Annotated in this window: 12 protein-coding genes and 2 pseudogenes; 4 read left to right on the top strand and 10 right to left on the bottom strand. The window is 70.3% G+C overall.

What is annotated here, in order from left to right:
- The 5 genes and pseudogenes from VF794_RS25920 to VF794_RS41770 all read right to left on the bottom strand — a co-directional run.
- Positions 1-934, bottom strand: a 934-nt coding sequence (locus tag VF794_RS25920) for a TonB-dependent receptor (protein ID WP_331114907.1), incomplete at its 3' end; no start/stop codon positions are given.
- A 172-nt stretch (positions 935-1,106) separates the two neighbouring features.
- Complete coding sequence (locus VF794_RS25925) at positions 1,107-3,218, bottom strand: ATP-binding protein (RefSeq protein ID WP_331114931.1); 2,112 nt, start codon at positions 3,216-3,218, stop codon at positions 1,107-1,109.
- Positions 3,219-3,286: 68 nt separating this feature from the next.
- A complete protein-coding gene (locus tag VF794_RS25930; RefSeq protein WP_331114909.1) occupies positions 3,287-4,741 on the bottom strand; it encodes an adenylate/guanylate cyclase domain-containing protein in 1,455 nt (484 codons plus the stop codon).
- 63 nt (positions 4,742-4,804) lie between these two features.
- Positions 4,805-5,317 carry a PEGA domain-containing protein gene (locus VF794_RS25935; RefSeq protein ID WP_331114911.1) on the bottom strand — a complete coding sequence of 171 codons (513 nt, stop codon included), beginning with the start codon at positions 5,315-5,317 and terminating at the stop codon, positions 4,805-4,807.
- Positions 5,318-5,342: 25 nt separating this feature from the next.
- A pseudogene (locus VF794_RS41770) lies at positions 5,343-6,870 on the bottom strand (GspE/PulE family protein).
- Positions 6,871-6,993: 123 nt separating this feature from the next.
- On the opposite strand from VF794_RS41770, the gene VF794_RS25950 reads away from it, so the two are divergent.
- Entirely contained in the window at positions 6,994-7,854 is an 861-nt protein-coding gene (locus tag VF794_RS25950; protein ID WP_331114915.1) for a hypothetical protein, read from the top strand.
- On the opposite strand, the gene VF794_RS25955 is transcribed toward VF794_RS25950, so the two are convergent.
- The 3 genes and pseudogenes from VF794_RS25955 to VF794_RS41775 form a co-directional block, all read right to left on the bottom strand.
- On the bottom strand, positions 7,827-8,378 hold the full coding sequence (locus tag VF794_RS25955) for a methylated-DNA--[protein]-cysteine S-methyltransferase (RefSeq protein ID WP_331114917.1): 552 nt from the start codon (positions 8,376-8,378) through the stop codon (positions 7,827-7,829). The two genes, VF794_RS25950 and VF794_RS25955, sit on opposite strands and share 28 nt — an antisense overlap.
- The gene (locus tag VF794_RS25960) at positions 8,375-9,835 is read right to left on the bottom strand and encodes an AlkA N-terminal domain-containing protein (RefSeq protein WP_331114919.1); all 1,461 of its coding nucleotides are present in this window, start codon (positions 9,833-9,835) and stop codon (positions 8,375-8,377) included. The genes VF794_RS25955 and VF794_RS25960 overlap by 4 nt, the downstream gene beginning before the upstream one ends.
- Positions 9,836-10,283: 448 nt before the next feature.
- Positions 10,284-11,045 (bottom strand): annotated as a pseudogene (locus tag VF794_RS41775) (right-handed parallel beta-helix repeat-containing protein); the annotation flags it as partial.
- A 193-nt stretch (positions 11,046-11,238) separates the two neighbouring features.
- Here VF794_RS41775 and VF794_RS25970 point away from each other — a divergent pair.
- Entirely contained in the window at positions 11,239-12,129 is an 891-nt protein-coding gene (locus VF794_RS25970) for a sigma-70 family RNA polymerase sigma factor (protein WP_331114923.1), read from the top strand.
- On the opposite strand, the gene VF794_RS25975 is transcribed toward VF794_RS25970, so the two are convergent.
- Positions 12,126-13,007 (bottom strand): formylglycine-generating enzyme family protein, encoded by an 882-nt coding sequence (locus tag VF794_RS25975; protein ID WP_331114924.1) that lies wholly within the window; start codon positions 13,005-13,007, stop codon positions 12,126-12,128. The genes VF794_RS25970 and VF794_RS25975 overlap by 4 nt on opposite strands.
- Complete coding sequence (locus tag VF794_RS25980) at positions 13,004-14,029, bottom strand: hypothetical protein (RefSeq protein ID WP_331114926.1); 1,026 nt, start codon at positions 14,027-14,029, stop codon at positions 13,004-13,006. Before VF794_RS25980 ends, VF794_RS25975 begins: the two co-directional genes overlap by 4 nt.
- 47 nt (positions 14,030-14,076) lie before the next feature.
- Here VF794_RS25980 and VF794_RS25985 point away from each other — a divergent pair, with 47 nt between their 5' ends.
- Positions 14,077-15,735, top strand: coding sequence for a sensor histidine kinase (locus VF794_RS25985; RefSeq protein WP_331114927.1), 1,659 nt, complete (start codon positions 14,077-14,079; stop codon positions 15,733-15,735).
- Positions 15,732-17,174, top strand: a complete 1,443-nt coding sequence (locus tag VF794_RS25990; RefSeq protein ID WP_331114929.1) for a sigma-54 dependent transcriptional regulator — start codon at positions 15,732-15,734, stop codon at positions 17,172-17,174. The genes VF794_RS25985 and VF794_RS25990 overlap by 4 nt, the downstream gene beginning before the upstream one ends.
- Positions 17,175-17,294 lie beyond the last annotated feature (120 nt).

Genomic DNA, 17,294 nt, shown 5'->3' on the forward strand with positions numbered 1-17,294 from the left:
CCTCCATCATGTCGCCTTCGAAGACGAGCGGAAACCGGGGGCTGCCATAGTGGTGGGAGGGCTGGTCCCGGGAGGGCGCGAAGTCCACGCCGCGAAAGAGCTGGGCGTTGAGTTTGTAGCCGAAGTCCTTGTTGACGGTGCCCGCCACGCGCACGGCTCCGTCCAGCAGCTCCTGGCTGCCGCCGCGCAGCACCGCCGAAACGCCCGACTCGTCCCAGGGGGACTTGGTGAGGACATTGATGACGCCGGTGTGGGCATTGGCCCCATAGAGCGCGGACGCGGGCCCCACCACCACCTCCACTGACTTGACGTCGAGGCTGGTCGTGGGGTGCTGGCCGCCCAGCGGCAGGCCGTTGAGGGGCATCTGCGCCAGCCGTCCATCCACCAGGGAGAGCATGCGCGAGTTGAACTGGGTGTTGAAGCCGCGCGTGGAGATGCGCTTCTCGTTGAGGCCGTTGTCCACGTAGTCGACGCCCTTCATCACCGCCAGCGCCGTCAGGTACGAGACCCCTCCAACCTGTTGGATCGTCTTGGCCCCCACCGACTCCACGGTGACCGGGGACTCGAGCCGCTTCTCCCCGAACTTCGAGCCGGTCACGACGATTTCCTCGCCGAAGCGCTCATCGAGCTCCAGGTCCGCCTCGAGCGAAACCACCTGACCCGCCACCACCGTCACCGAGCGGGTGGTGTTCCGGTAGCCTGGGAAGGAAAACGTCAGCTCCTGCCTGCCGGGGGGGACGTTGCGCAGCTCGAACAGCCCCTCCACATTGGTGGTGGCCACCAGGTCCGTCCCCCCCACCACCACCTGGGCCTCCGGCAGCGGCTCGTTCCCGGCGACGTACAGCGTGCCCCGAATCGTTCCTCCCTCTTGCGCAAAGGCGCCAACAGCCACCAACAGCCAGAGGACCACTCCCATATGGACCGCGCGCTTCATGAACACCCCTTCAGGTCCGCGAGTATAACGGTAATGAAGCGGCTGGTCGGCCACGGCCGTGGAGGCTCACGAGCCCCGCATGGCGACGGCGCGGAGGTGACCGCCGAAGTGGGGGCGAGCTGCCGAGCAAGCACCCGAAGGTCCCCATTTTCCGGGCCCTTCGCCTTTTGGGTCACGCGGGGCGGTAGGGCAGCTCCAGCGTGAAGGTGGCACCGTGCCCCGGCCCCTCGCTGTGAGCGCGCAACGAGCCCTCCACCTCCTGGGCCGCGATGGCACTGGAGTGCAGGCCGAAGCCGTGCCCCTCCTGGCGGGTGGAGAAGCCGTACTGGAAGATGCGCGTGAGCAGCTCCGGCGCGATGCCCACCCCGTTGTCCTGGACGACGATGCGGACGCGGTCCCCGGGGGCGCGCTCCAGCTTCACGCTCAAGCGCCGCTCGTCCACGGGCACTTCGTACAAGGCGTTCTGGGCGTTGCTGATCAGGTTGACCAGGATCATCAGCAGCTTGTGCTTGTCCGTCAGCACCGGCGGCAGGGACTCCAGGTGCCGCTCCACCTTCACCTGATGGCGGCTGAGCCCGACCGCGTTGATGCCCAGCGCGTCCTCCACCACCTCCACCAGGGAGACGGGCTCGTGCACCCGGGGGACCTTCGCATAGCTCTGCTGCATCGAGACGATGTCGCCGATGTGCTCGGTGTAGCGGCCCACGTCGTCGAGCAGCGAGAGGAGCGCCTCGCGCTCGGAGATCAGGTTCTGCCCCAGCTTGTTCAGGTAGGGCCTTACGTTCTGGCCGCGTTCGTCCTGGGTGAGGAAGGTGCCAAGGTCGGACTGGTGCTCCTCGAGCAGGTCCGCCACCCGCCGCACGTGCTCCACCCTCATCTTGGCCACCCGCTCCTTGGCGACCTGGGCCGAGGTGTAGACGCTGGTCAGCACGTTGCCCACGTTGTGCAGCACGTTGGTGGCGATCTCCGCCATGCCGGCCTGGCGGGCCGTCTGGATGAGCCGCTGCTGGATGTCCATCAGCTCGCGCGTCCGCTCCTCCACGCGCTGCTCCAGGTGCTCGTTGGCCTGACGCAGGGACTCCTCGCGTCGCTGCACCTCGTCCGCCATGAACCGGAAGGCGCGAGCCAACTGTCCCAGCTCATCCTCTCGCGAGGTGTCCAATTCAACCTGGAAGTCCCCGGAGGCCACCCGGTCGGTGGCCTGGCTGAAGGCCAGCAACGGGCGGGTGACCTGTCGGCGCAGCACCCAGGACATGATGGCCAGCTCCAACACCAGCGACACCACGCCGAGCAGCAGCACGACGCGCGCGGCGAGGAATGCGGGGCGGGACACCTCGCTCTCGGGGAGCACCGTGACGAAGTTCCAGCCCGGGCCCTTCAGCCGCGCCACCGCGAAGTACTCGTGGCGCTCCGGGAGTTCCAGCACGGTCTCTCCGGGCGCGCGGTTCTTCACCCGCTCGAAGAGGCTCTGGAGATGGGCCATCCCCTCCGGGTCCTCGAACTCCGTGGCATTGGACGCGGCGATGAGCTGACCGTCGTCGCGAAGGAGGACGTTGTACGCGCCAGGAAGATGCTCGCTGACGGTGCGCCTCATCAATTCATCGAGGAGCACGTCGTGGCCGACCGTCATGACATGGCGGCCCTCCAGATCCACCGGCGTGGACACCGTGACCAGCCTGTCCTGGCTGACTGGCTCCACGTAGGTGGCGGTCCAGCGCGTGAGTCTGCGCGGGTTGTTCTCCGGCAGGCTCGAGACAACGTACTCCAGCGTGGTGAACACCTCGTCGGGCCCGGCGGCGTGGGAGTAGGTGGGGCTCGTGGGCCAGTAGATGATGTTCGGCCCTTCGGGCAGCGTGATGAAGGTGTCCGTGAAGCGCGTGAGGAAGGAGGGCCCGTACTGCGAGAGCACGTCGTGGGCGGCGAGGATGCGCCGACGCAAGTCCAGGTCGAGGCTCACGCTCCGGGGGACATAGACCCCCGCCATCCTCGTGCCGTCGAAGCCCTCGAGACGGGAGCGGACCGAGCCATCGGGCATCCGCTCGAACAGGCGGTCGAAGCGGGCCTCCACCTCCTCCGGCGGGAGCACGCGGAGCTTCTCCTGGAGGGCCTTCACGAGGAGGGCGTGGTTGTCCTCCGCCAGCACGAAGATGGCCTCCTCGCGCTCGGCCCGCCCCGAGACATGCTGCTCCAACTGCGCGAGTGCCTGGGTGCGCAGGGTGTGGAAGATGTGCAGGTAGCTGAAGAGCGTGGTCAGCGCGATGACCACCGCGATGCGCACGCCCATCTGGACGAGCGTCGCTCGGGCCAGGGGGGCTCGGGGAGTGGACGGGGGCCGCGGCGACACCGGAAGGCTCACGAGGTGGAGCGCATCGCGGGGAAGGCCAGCACGTCCCCCGCGGCCCGGGAGTCTCCCTCCCCCGCGCCGAGCAGCAGGTAGGTCCGCATGGGGCCCTTGCCCTTCACGTGCGTCACCCCCTGGTCCTGGAAGCGGTACTGGCCTCCGAGCCGCCTGTAGACCGTCTCGGACAGGTGGATGCCATCCACCACGCCGTGGGACTCCATCCGGCTCGCGGTGTTCACCGTGTCTCCCCACAGGTCATAGGCGAACTTCTTGTCGCCGATGACTCCAGCGATCACCGGACCCGCGTGGATGCCGATGCGCAGGTGGAGGGGAATCTGCAACTGCTCGCCCAGCTTCAGGATCTCGGTGCGCATGGCCAGCGCCAGGTTCGCCACCGCCTCGGAATGGTCGCTCCGGGGCAGGGACAGCCCGCCCACCGCCATGTACGCGTCGCCAATCGTCTTCACCTTCTCCACGCCGAACTCGTCCGCGAGCTGGTCGAACATGGAGAACACCATGTTCAGCACCTGAAGCACGTCCGGCGGCGTGTGCTGCGCGGCGAAGCGGGTGAAGTCCACCAGGTCGGCGAACAGCACGGTGACGTCCGGGAAGTTCTCCACGATGATCCGCTGGCCCTGCTTGAGCCGCTCGGCCACGGGTCTCGGCAGGATGTTGAGCAGGAGCTGATCCGCCCGCTCCCGCTCGCGCTGGATGGTGTGCAGGTGGGACAGCTCCTGCTCGTGCAGCCGCTGCAGCTCGGTGATGTCGTGGTAGATGGCGATGAAGCCCACCTGCTCCCCTTCCAACGTCACCGGCAGGGCCAGGAGCTCGACATCGAGCGGCGTCCCATCCTTGCGCAGGCGCCGGGTGACGGAGTGGACCCGACCCCGCTGGAGCGCTTCCTGCGCGGTGCGCTCGGCCTCCTCCCGGAGCATCCCCTCCCCCGCCACCAGCCGCAGGAGATTGCGACCCATGGCCTCCCGGGCCGTGTAGCCGAACAGCCGCTCCGCCTCCGGGTTCCAGGACACCACGTTGAACTTGAGGTTGATGGTGATGATGGCCACCGGGCTGTTGCGGACCACCGACTCGTAATACTCCTTCTGCCGGCGCAGCGAGGCCTCGACCTCCGCGTGCGCCGTCAGGTCGCGCAGCAGCAGCAACCGCCCTTGCGGCAGGGGCACGCACCGCACGCGCAGCACGTGTGCCTGGCACGGGGAGCCCACGGCCCCGTGCCACACGAGGTCCCCGTCCCGAGACGGTTCCTCCGGGGACAGCGACTCGGGAGGAGTCCACTCCGGCAGCAGCTCCGTGATGGGCCTGCCCCGGAGCGCCTCGCTCCGCTGGCCGAAGAGCCGCTGCGCGGGGCTGTTGGCCTCCATGAGCCGATTCTGGGAATCGAGCACCAGCACGCCATCCGGCGTGTGCTCGAAGAGGGCGGCATGGGCGTGGCACAGAAGATCGGGCATGGAAGTTTCCATGACCAGTGTAAGCCACCTGGTGACGTGGGCACCACGTCACCGACTATCTCCTCATTTCTTGCCGGAGCCCTTGCGCAGCCGCGCCGTCACCTTGACCAGCGCGTCCCTGGGGCAGACGGTGCGGTGCGTCGACTTCTCGAAGCCACGTAGGGCGAAGTCCACCTTGAGCGTACTGCCCGGGAGGCAGTCGAGCCCGACCGAGACCGGCGTTTCCCCCTGGTCGATGCCGTTCACCCGGATGGTGGCTCCGGGCGGCTGCGACTCGACCATCAGGATGGCGCCCTTGAAGCTGGAGCGCTCCTCCTGGATCGCCTGCTCCGGAGCAGAGGGCGCCTCGGGGCTGGCACCCCCGGTCTCCGCCGACTCGGACTCCGAGTCCGTGTCCGAGAAGGTGGGTTGTAGGGTGATGTAGCGAGGCCCGGAGGGCGCCTCCGCCTCACCCCGCACCAAGGGGAGAACCAACACCCCCGCCGCCGCCAGCCCGAAGAGGGCGGAGGACAGCTTCAAGACCTCGGCCCCCCACTCTCCCCTCGGGCCCACCGCCGGTCGCTTTGTCGAGCTCACGTATCCACCTCCGACGCCCCGGGGCTCAACCGACCACTCGGAAGACTTCTCGCAACGTCGTCATCCCGGCCTGCGCGCGCGCCAGACCCGCCGCGAGCAGCGACACCATGCCCTCCCGTACCGCGAGCTCGTGCGTCTGCGACGTGGGCACCTTGGTATTGATGCACTCCCGGATGGCCGGACTGACGGTCAGCACCTCGTAGAGGGCGGTACGCCCCAGGTAGCCGGAGCCGCCACACCGCTGACAACCCGCGGCCCCGTAGAAGGGCCCCGCGGTGGGCAGACCCGCCGCCTCCAGCCGGGCCAGCTCCTCCCGCTCGGGCTGTACGGGGGTGCGGCAATGCGGGCACAGCGCGCGCACGAGCCGCTGCGAGATGCTGGCCACCGACGCCGAGGCGAGCAGGAAGGGCTCCACGCCCATCTCGATGAGTCGGTTGAAGACGCCCGCCGCCGAGTTCGCATGCACGGTCGTCATCAGCAGGTGTCCGCTGAGGCCGGCCTGGATGGCGGTGCGCGCCGTCTCCGCGTCCCGGATCTCTCCCACCATGATGACGTTGGGATCCTGGCGCAGCACCGAGCGCAGCCCCTGGGCGAAGGTGAAGCCCTGCTCGGTGTTCACCTGCGTCTGGGAGAACAGCGGGACGTCGAACTCGACGGGGTCCTCGATGGTGGCGATGCGGGTCATGTCGCCGCGCGTCTGCTTGATGTAGCCCAGAGAGGCGTACAGCGTCGTCGTCTTGCCACTGCCGGTGGCGCCCGCCACGAAGATGACGCCCTGGGGCAGGTCGAGCACCTTCTGGTAGGGCGTGACGAGCTCCTTCGGGAAGCCCAGCGAGGAGAGCTGCGGGAGCCGCACGCTGCTGCGCGCGATGCGCAGGGCCACGGACTCGCCGTGGTTGGTGGGCAGCAGCGACACGCGGATGTCCGCGGGCCCCTCCGAGGTGCTGAAGGCGAAGTGGCCCGTCCTGGGGCCGATCGGTGCGGAAGAGCACCACCTTGGACAGCACCTTGAGCCGGTTGATGAGGCGCGGGTGGTGCTCCCGCGACAACATCATCACCTCCTCGAGCACGCCGTGGACGCGGAAGGCGATGCGCGTGCCCGTCTCCAGCGGATGGATGTGCACATCGCTCGCACCGACGCGGATGGCCCCATCGAGCAGCACGTCCACGAAGGCGATCATGTCCGGCTCGGCGCGCAGGACGTATCTGCGCAGGGACTGTTGCAGCTCGACGAGCATCTCGCGCACGGCGAGCGCCACGTCCGCATCCACCACCGCCAGCGGCGACAGGGACGGACGCTCGGAGTTGGAACCGAGGGAGCGGTGGGTCATGACCTGCAGCAGCGCGCCCCCCACGCCCAGCGCGAGGGACAGCCCCGCACACCCCAGGAAGGCCGGAGAGCGGACGATCCCGAGCAGGCGACCCCCCAGGCGTCGCAGGGTCTCCATGTCTTGGAGGGGGTTGTGGAGCAGCCACCAACCGAGGCCTCCCGCGAGGAGCAGCAGGGCCAGGACCCAAGCCGCCCGGGTGGCGGTTCGCAACGAATGCATCATCGAGGAGCCGAAGCTAACAGGCGGGGGATGGCACCTCAATCATTCGGGCGGGAGCCACGTCATGGAGAACTTGACGAGTGCTCCCCGCCAATCCACAACCCGCGCGCACTCCAGGGAGCCTCCATGACCCGCCAGCCCCTCTACCTGTTCGCCCTTCTCGCCCTTCTGCTGTCCTCGACCAATGCCTCCGCCGGCGTGTGGTTCGAGCTGCTTCATGCGCCCTGCCTCACCGGCAAGGAGGCGAACCTCACCGCCAGCGGTCGCTATCGCGGTGCCGTCGACTGCTTCAACGAGGACTTCAACGGCGGTGGCGCGCGCACCACGCTGAGCATCAAGGCGTTCCAGCCGTGGGAGTACGGAACGATGTTCCTGTATTACGACATCACCGGCCCCTTCAACAGCGCCATCGCCGATACCGTCAGCGCCAACGAGAAGGGTGGGTTCTTCGGGGGCATCACGCTGACGCTATCGGGCAAGGCGATCGCCCAGAAGGTGATGGGTCGGGAGCTCAACTGGGGCCCGCTCTCCAACGTCTCGCTCAAGTACGAGGCGGAGCACGTCGCCAAGTTCGGCATGCTGCACTACTACGGCCTTCAGTGGGACCTGGCGGTGCCGTTCATGGACTTCATGTCGGCCACCACCGTCATCCGCGACGACTACGTGTTCCGCGGCGTGGACTTCCAGGTGGGCGCGGCGTGGCAGAAGTCCTTCGCGCTGGGCTCCCAGGGCTTCCTCTTCGGCGGCTTCTTCCAGATGGGGCTCTTCGGTGAGGGCGCGCACCGCAACCCCGGTCCCTTCGATCTCACCGAGGGGCACCCCTTCTTCCTCGCCCAGCCCCAGCTCCTGTGGGACTTCGGCAAGCTCATCCAGTTCACCCCGGCCAAGCTCTACCTGGGCGTCGAGTACCAGTTCGCCTACAACCGCTACCTCATCCCTGGGAAGATCGAGAACGTGGGTCAGGGAATGATCCGCTGGAACATCTGAAGCGGAGCGGAAGCCTGAAGCACGAGGGTTCCCGCCGCGCCCGGGGTGCGAATCCGCTGCTCGTGCTCCAGCAGCCAGCGCTTGGCGGGCACACCGCCCGCGTAGCCGGTGAGCGTCCCGTCGGTGCCCACCACCCGGTGGCACGGGACGACGATGGAAAGGGGATTCCTCCCGTTCGCCGCCCCGACGGCACGCGCCGCCCCCGCCCGGCCGAGGTGGCGCGCGAGCTGGGCATAGGACCAGGTGGCTCCCAGCGGAATCTCCCGGAGCGCCTTCCACACCGCCTGTTGGAAGGGCGTCCCCACCGGCTCCAACGGAAGCTCGAAGGACACCCGCTCCCCGGCGAAGTACTCCTCCAACTGGCGCCGCCCGGCGAGCAGCACGGGGAGGTCGTCCCGCTCGTGCGCGGTGAGCACGGGCGCCCCCTTGTGGTTCTCCAGGTAGATGGCCGTGAGCGCGCCTTCCGTCGCGAAGAGACGAAGCGGCCCCACGGGGCTCTTCAGGGTCGTGGTGTACAGCATCATCCGCCTGCTCCTTCGGAGAGAGAGGTCCAGAGGTGGAGGACCGCGTACGAGCGCCAGGGACGCCAGGACTCGGCCCGCGCGAGGGCCTCCTTCGCCGTCACGCCTCCGAGGGCCTTGCGGATTCCGAGGTCGCTCGCGGGGAAGGCGTCGGGCCAACGCAGGGCCCGCATGGCGATGTAGTGCGCGGTCCAGGGACCGATGCCCGGCAGCTCCTCGAGCGCCGCCATCGTCGCGTCGACGTCCACATGCGACTCCAGCCGCACGGAGCCCTCGGCGATGGCCCGGGCCACGGCCAGCAGGCTCCTCGCCCGGGCTCCGGGAAGCCCCACCGAGGCCACATCGTCCTCCGATGCCGCCGCCAGCGTCTCCGGCGTGGGGAAGAGCCGGGAGAGGTCCGCATGGGGTGTGTCGAGGGGCTCGCCAAAGCGCGCGACGAGCCGCCCCGCCAGCGTGGTCGCCGCGCGCACGGAGACCTGCTGCCCGAGGATGGCTCGCACCGTCATCTCGAAGGAGTCGAAGGCCCCCAGCACGCGCAGCCCCGGATGCACTTGGAGCCGCTCCGCCAACAGGGCATCACGCCCGAGGCACTCCGCGATGAGCTCGGGCCGCGCGTCCAGGTCGAAGAGCGCGCGCAGCCGGGCGACCACCGGCATCAGCACGCCCGCCAGCGAGAGCGAGACCTCGGCCAGGAGCGCGTGCCGCTTCGCATCCCGCCTCACGCCCAGCCAACCCGTCCTACCGCCCAGGCGCACCACGCGCCGGTATTCCGTTTCGCTCACGACCTCGACGCCAGGGATGGCGCGTCCGCGCAGGAAGCCCAGGAGCTGCTCCCAGGCCAGGGGTGGGCGGTAGTCCAGCCGGAGCACGAGCGAGCGCGCGGCCTCCGCCTTCCCCCTCTCGCGCCGGAGCGAGGAAGGCGCTCTGCCGAAGCGTGCCTGGAAGAGCGCGTTGAAGCGCCGCACGCTTTGGAAACCACTGGCGAAGGCGACCTCGGCCAGCGGGAGCACGGTGTCCTGGAGGAGCTGCCTGGCCAGCGCGAGCCGCCGCGATTGGGCCAGCTCCACCGGGGAGACGCCGAGCTCGGCCTCCATCGCCCGGCGCAGGTGCCGACTGGTGACGCCCAGCGCCTCGGCGAGGCCCTCGATGGAGGACTCGTTGAGAAACCCGCCTTCGATGCGAGAGACCGCCGTCGCGACGAGCCGAGGCACCGAGTCCACCGGTGCGCTGCCCGGAGCCAGCTCGGGACGGCACACCAGGCAGGCCCGGAAGCCCTCCCGCTCGGCCTCGGCGGCCGTGCGATAGAACGCGCACCGCTCCTGGCGAGGCGTCCTCGCCGTACACACCGGGCGGCAGTAGATACCCGTCGTCGACACGCCGACGAAGAAGAGCCCATCGAAGCGCCGGTCTCGCGCGGACAGCGCCCGGTAGCAGCTCTCGGCTTCCAGCGTCTGCATCATGCGGCTGTCGTAGCCTGGATGCGGGTTCCTGTCTGGCCGTTTTCGGACCTGACCGCGAGAATCGGGTCCACATGATGTCGGGGGCGCGCACCGCCCGCCGTCGCTCGATGGGCGGCTCCTCGATGACGACCCCCTGGGGTGCACGCCCAAGCGAGACGAGGAGCGACCTGCCACGGACGTTGGCCTTGGCCATCAGGACGCGAGCAGGGGCACGGGCGGGACCGGATACATCGCCAGAGGCCTGGAGGGCGCCCAGGGTGCCCCCATCACTGGCCTTGCGCCGCACGGGCGACCCCGCGACCGGCCGTGGGTCCGTCGCGGACGCATAGAGCGGGTCGACACGGAGCGAGCCCGGCCCCTCGAGCGCCAGGCCCCCGTAGTCCCCGGATGCATTGCCCCAGACGTTGTTGGAGAGCAGCTCGCCCCGGGCCGAGCCCGCCCTGTACACGCCATGAGCGCCATTGGCCGTGATGAGGCAGTCCCTCACCACCGGGACGTCGGTCTCGGCGAGCAGCATCACCCCCGAGCCCGCGTTGTCATGGAGGGTGTCGTGCAACAGCTCACCCCTGCCGTGCAACTCGACGCCGTGGGCCCCACTGCCCGTCACCACCGTCCGCTCCATCCGCGCGCTCGCCCCCGCCTCCACACTCAGCCCGTTCTTCCCACACCCGCTCAACCGGTTGCCCACCAGCGTCGCCCGTCCCCAGCTCACCCGCACACAGTCTCGCAGGGTGTCGCTCACCGACGTGTTCCTCACCTCCACGCTCGCGCCCAGCGACAGGCCCTGGAGTGCCCGCGAGATGACGGCTCCGTCGATCACCGTGCCGCGGCCGCCACGCACCCGGATGCCGTACCAGGAGCCGCGCTCCCCCTGGGAGGTGAGTTCCACCGGGCGCACCTCGGTGCCCTTCACCACCAGGGTGCCATCCACGATGAGTTCCACCCGCCGCGAGTCCTCCCCGGACCGCAGCGCGTCCTCCGAGGCGGCGATGACGCGCACTCCGGGCTGGATGACCAGCTCCACGCCCCAGCCCACCGTCACATCCCCCGTGAGCACGTAGGGGCTGCCCCGCTTCGTCCACACGGTGCGGGCGGACAGCACCCCCTGCACGTCCGTGGCCGAGGCCGTCGCCGGCAGGAGGCACAGCCCCACCAGCAGGACGGGGGCCAGTACGTCTCGGGAGAAGCTCCTGGTACGACCTCGAAACATTGAAGAATTCCCTAGGTGTCAGCCCCCCCAAAATGACCACGCATGCGTGCGACCGCTCACACTTTCGAAGCGGGAATCGCGGGACTTCCTTGAAGACGACATTTCGCCGTCCGAGCGGTGTCTCCCTTGGGGAGTATGATGTGGGCCCGTTCGTCATTCCCGGCCACCCCTGGCCTCTCAGGAGAATCACGCCGTGACCTCGGGCCTCGCCCACACCTTCATCTCCGCCCGGGAGGGCACGCCTCCGGGAGCGGCCCTGCCCATGTGGGAGGAACGACTCGATCGGGCCCTGAACACCGCCCGCGCGGCCTGGCCCCGCGTGGACCTGGACGGCACGCGCTTCGTCACCCACCTCGCCCGGCACCTCCCCACAGAGGCCTCGCCCGAGGCGCTGGAGACGCTGCACCTGGGAGACCTCTACCTGGCGTGTGCCTGCGCGGACGGGCTGCCCACCGCGCACGCGGCCTTCGAGGCCCGCATCCTCCCCGAGGTGGACCTGGCCGTGGCCCGCATGAAGCTGCCGCCCTCCTCCCTGGATGAGGTGCGCCAGCTCGTGCGCCAGCGGATGCTCGTCGCCGGCCCGGACACGCCCCCCAAGCTCGCCGCCTACCCCGGTACCGGCCCGCTCTCCTCCTGGGTGCGCGCCGCCGCGCTGTGGCTCGCCCTGGACCTTCAGCGCCAGCGCGCCAGCCATGAAACCCCGCGCGAGGACAGCGAGCTCTCCCTCCTCGTGGACCCCAGCGACGACCCCGAGCTGGCCTACCTCAAGGCGACGTACCGCGCCGAGTTCAACGCCGCCTTCACCCAGGCCCTCACCCAGCTCGCCCCGCGCGAGCGCAACCTGCTGCGCCTCAAGTACCTGGACGGGCTGAGCATCGATCAGCTCGGTGCCCTCTACGGCATCCACCGCGCCACCGCCGCGCGCTGGGTGGTGGCCGCCCAGCAGTCGCTCCTCGCGGAGACGCGGCGCCTGCTCACCGAGCGCCTGCGCCTCACCGGCTCCCAGCTGGACAGCGTGCTGCGCCTCATTTCCAGCCAGCTCGACGTGAACCTCAGCCGGCTGCTGCGCTCGCGCATCGACTAGGAGTCCAGCAGGGCCCGCGCCTCCTCGACGCTCGCGGCACAGCGGAAGCCGAAGTGGTGGAAGAGGGGCCGGTTGGCCGGCACGTGGGGCCGCCGGTACACCGCCGTCGCGTACGAGGCCGGCCAGAACCACGAGCCGCCCCGTACCACCTTCTCGGTGTGGCCCGGGCAGGGCTCCCGGCCGTCGCAGGGGCCCTTCGGCTCCACCCCGAGGCACGCCTCGCCGCAGTCCTTCCATGACGGCGTGAACCAGTCCGCCACCCACTCCCAGGCGTTGCCGGACATGTCGTGGAGCCCATATGGGTTGGGAGGCCGCGAGCCCACCGGCTCCGGGCGCCCCACGTCGGCGTGCGTCCTCGAGCGCTGCTTCCGGCCGCAGCTCCGCCCGCGCTCGTCCATGATGACCGCGTGCTCACAGGTGGCCGGCACGTCACCCCACGGGTAGAGCCGCCCGTCCGTGCCCCGCGCCGCCTTCTCCCACTGCGCCTCCGTCGGCAGGTGCTTGCCCTGGGCCTCGCAGTACGTCTTCGCGTCGTACCAGCTCACCCCGTTGATGGGCTGCCGGGGGTTGTCGAAGTCCCGGTAGTTGGGCCCTGCCTTCCGACACCGCCCCGCCTTCTCGCACGCCTTGTAGGCCCCGTAGGTCACCTCGTGGGTGTCCATGTAGAAGGTCTGGACCCAGACCTTCGCCTGGGGCCGGGCCGGCGCGTGACGCCCCCCATCCACTCCGCGCGAGAAGGGACCCCCGGGGATGCAGGCGAGGCCCGGCGGAGGCACCTCCAGACACGGCAACGGCTCGGGAGCTCCGGGGAAGGGATCGTCCGCGCCCGCCCCCCGCACGATCAGGAGCACGAGCACGGCCGCCCTCGCGACGCTCACGGGAGACCCCGGGCCTTCTTCACCTTCTTCACCGGCCGCTTCGCCAGGAGCCGCTGCTTCATCGCCTCGCGCGCCTCCTCGGGGCCGATGTCGAGCCGTGACAGCCCGTACACCGTGCCGCTGGGGGGCGCGTACCGGAGCATCGCGCGCGAGTCGCGCGTCTTCGCGTCCGCCAACCACTCCCGGAAGCTCGCGCCCGACTGCGTGTTGTAGTGGTAGTAGGTGCCCTTCACGTGCGAGACGCCCCGCTGGCCGCTCGTGCGCACCACGACGCTGCCCTCGTCCATCGGCAGCTCGCGGATGTTGCTCCGGTACCGCCGGTCATAGGGGAAGTACTGCTCGGCGTTCGAGAGGTAGAGCACCCCCACCTTCATGCCCGCCCGCGCCACCGCGCGTCCCACCGCGCTCACGCCACGCTGGGCGGTGAGGTCTCCCCGCAGCATGAACACCTTGTCGTCCAGGAAGAGGCGGCGCAGGTGCGCGTAGTCGGCCTCATCCACGAGGAAGCACGGAAGCGACACCTTCGTCATCTGCTCCACCACGCGCTTCAGGCGCCGCTCCACCGCCCAGCGGGCCGTCCCATGGGCCCGGAGCGCGCTGGCCCGCTCCCGGGGGTCCGCGTAGCCCTCCTGGATGAGGCGGCGCACCTCGGGGCGGCTCTTCAACGTCCACAGGCGCAGGAAGTCCGCGGGCGTCTCCGCCGCCCGGAACACGACGCGGTAGACGCGGTGCAGGTCGACGATGGACTGGTCGAAGTCCAGCAGCACGAGGACCTCGGCACGCGCCCAGGCACCCAGCAGGTAGTTCTGGTCCGAGCCCACGCCCACGTAGACGCCGCCCTTGTCCTTCACCGCGTCGTGGAAGAGCTCGAGGTGGTTCTCGTTGGAGATCCAGTAGTGGAGGCCTCGCACGAGCTCCGGAGGGACCGGATCGGCCGGCAGGCTCGCGAAGGCGGCGAGGTCCGGTTCACTGGCGAAGGCCACGGACGACGCCAGGGCGACGAGGAGGGCGAGGACACGCATCGCGTACATCATACCCTGGGCTGGAGCCAGGGGAGGCGCTACGCTCGGTGCGGCTCGCCCCCGCCACCATGTCCGCGCATCTCTTCGCCTCCTCGGTCGTCGCGCTCATCGTGGCGCTCTTCAATGGCCTGCTGGCCGGCTACGCCCTCGCCTCCGCCCGAGGTGACGGGCGCAAGCTCCGCTTCGCCTGCGGTCCCGCGGGCGTGGCCCTCTTCGCCACCGCCTGGTTCGTCGTCCTCCTGGAGCCCCAGGCCCGGGAGTCTGTCCGCGTGGCCGTCGGGCTCTCCGCGCTGCTGTCCCTCTCCGGCTTCACCGCCGATGCCCTCGTCGACCTCGGGCCGGGCCGGGCACGGCGGCGCCTCCTGCTCTCCCTGCTTCCCCTCGGGCTCGGCCTCGTCGCGCTCACGGCCCTGGGCGCGGTGGCCCTCGCCCAGCCGCTCCTGGCCGTGCTCCCACAGGTGCTGGCGCTCGCCCTCGTGGGCCTGCTCGGCGGCGTCCGGCTCGTCCTCCGCCGCCATGAGAACGCGTCCATCCGGCGGCTCTCGCGGCACATCGTGGCGCTCATCGGCCTCGCGCTGCTCGTCTGCGGCCTGCGCACGGTGTTCGAGCTCGTCCAGGGCGGGGCCGCCGGAAATGGGATGCTCCTCTGCGCCATCCTCGTCGCCGAGACGGTGACGCTCAGCTACACCCTCCACGAGCGCGTCTCCATCCAGTTCCCCGTGTCGCGGGCCCTCACCCATGCCGTGCTCGCCATCGGCGCGGCCCTGGCGGTCGTGGCGACCCTCCGGACGCTGGGCTACACGGTGGATCTCGTCCAGGTCTCGGTGTCGGTGGCGGTGGCGCTCCTGGCCTCCCTGCTCTTCATCGGCCTGGGCGAGCAGCTCGACCGGGGCATCGAGCAGATTCTGTTTCCCAAGCAGACGCGGCTTGGCGAGCAGTTGTCGGCCTCGCGGGCCGAGACGGCGACCCTGCGCAGCCGGTTGGAGCGGGCCGAGCGGCTCGCCATCGCCGGAGAGCTGGCCGCGGCCGTCGCCCACGAGGTGAAGAACCCCCTGGTGGCCGTGCGCGGCTACGCCGAGCTGCTCGCCGGGCAGGCCGAGCACGTCACCCCCGAGCACCGGGCCCCCTTCGAGAAGGCCGTCCGCATCATTAGAGAGGAGAGCGATCGCATCGACGCGCGGGTGGCCGAGCTGCTCAACCTGGGGCGGGCGCCTCGCGGGGACAAGGGCGGGAGCACGCTCGACATGTCGCGCATGGTGCTGGAGGCGGTGGCGGTGGCCGAGGGCGAGCCGGACTTCCCCACGCTCGTGCCGCGCCTGGACCCGTCGCTTCGGGTGGTGGGAGACGAGGACGCGCTGCGCGGCGTGCTGCTGAACCTGCTGAAGAACGCCGCCGAGGCGATGCGCGAGAGGCGAGGCGGGCGCATCGAGGTGCGGGCCTGGGGCGAGGCGGAGCGCGTGGTCGTCGAGGTGCGGGACGAGGGCCAGGGGCTCGGCGAGGCGGATGCGGGGCGGCTCTTCCAGCCCTTCTACACGACGAAGGCGGACGGCACCGGGCTGGGGCTGGCCATCTCGCGCTCGACCATCGAGGCGGCGGGCGGAAGGCTGAGCCTCCAGCCCCGTCCGGACGGACCGGGCGCGGTGGCCCGGGTGGAGCTGCCCAGGGCGCCGGGAGAAGGCCGCCCCGGGCCGGAGGACAGGCGATGACGGTGGACGCCGGCGCGGTGGACAGGCCCGAGGTGGCGCTCGTCGAGGACGAGCACAACGTGCGCGAGCTCTACCTGGACGTGCTGGGCGCGAAGGGCTTCACCGTCATCCCGCTCGAGTCGGTGGCGGCGGCGGAGGAGTACCTCGCCCGGCACGCGCCGGACCTCGTGCTGCTGGACGTGAAGCTACGAGATGGCGACGGGCTGGCGCTGCTCGACCGGCTGCGCGCGCGGGGCTTCCGCACGCCCGTCATCGTGATGACCGCCTTCGGCACCGTGGAGCGGGCCGTCCAGGCCCTCCGAGCGGGCGCGGCCGACTTCCTCGTCAAGCCCTTCGCCAACGAGCGGCTCCTCTCCTCGGTGGCGTCCGCGTTGGAGGCGGGACGCCGGCTGGTGGAGCTGGAGCTGGCGGCCCCCACGCTCGCCCCGGGCACGGAGGCCAGCCGGGCGCTCGTCGGCGCCGGGGGAGGACTGCGGGACGTGGTCGCGCTCCTGCCCCGGGTGGCCGCCTCGGATGCCACCGTCCTCGTGCGGGGCGAGTCCGGCACGGGCAAGGAGCTCGTCGCCCGCGCCATCCATGCCGCTTCGCCGCGGCTCGACCATCCCTTCGTCTCCGTCAACTGCGCGGCCCTTCCCCCGACCCTGCTGGAGTCCGAGCTCTTCGGCTTCGAGCGCGGCGCCTTCACCGGCGCGCATGCCCGGCACAAGGGACTCATTGAATCCGCCGAGGGTGGGACGCTCTTCCTCGACGAGATTGGGGACATGTCGCTGGAGGCCCAGTCGCGGCTCCTCCGGGTGCTCCAGGAGCGGGAGCTCACCCGCATTGGCGGGCGCGAGCCGGTGAAGGTGGACCTGCGCGTCATCGCCGCCACCCACCGGGACCTGGACGCCATGGCCGCCAGCGGGCAATTCCGCGCGGACCTCCTCTACCGGCTGGCGGTGATTCCCATCCACCTGCCCCCGCTGCGCGAGCGCGCCCAGGACATCCCCGGCCTCATCGAGCACTTCCTCGCCAAGCACGCGGCGAAGCAGAAGCTCCCGGCCCCTCGCCCGGACGCGGAGACGCTGCGGCGCGCCTCGGCCTGGCCCTGGCCCGGCAACGTGCGCGAGCTGGAGAACTTCGTCGAGCGCTCCGTGGTGCTCGGCCGCTTCGACTTCGAGTCGCTCCGGTTGCCACCCACCCCGAAGGGGGCGGCCTTCCCTCCCCCGCCCCCCGCTCCGGCCGAGGCCGCCGAGCCCCCCACGCCCGAGGAGGGCTCCGCTCCCGTCCTCACGCTGCGCGCGGCCGTGGCCCAGGCCGAGCGCGCCGCCGTCATCGCCGCGCTCCAGGCCGCCAAGGGGCAGAAGACCGCCGCCGCGCGGCTGCTCGGGGTGAGCTACAAGACCCTCTTCAACAAAATCCACGAGCACGACATCCGCGAGGAGCTGCACATCGGCTGACACGGCCTCGCGGGTCATGCCTGTGTAACGCGTTACATACCTCTGTCGGAGGCTACCCTCACCCCGTCCCTCTCCCAGAGGAAGAGGTCAGGGGCACGAGGCTTGCTGAGGGCTCGGGGC

This window comes from Archangium sp. (genome assembly GCF_036389735.1).
Classification (GTDB): domain Bacteria; phylum Myxococcota; class Myxococcia; order Myxococcales; family Myxococcaceae; genus Archangium.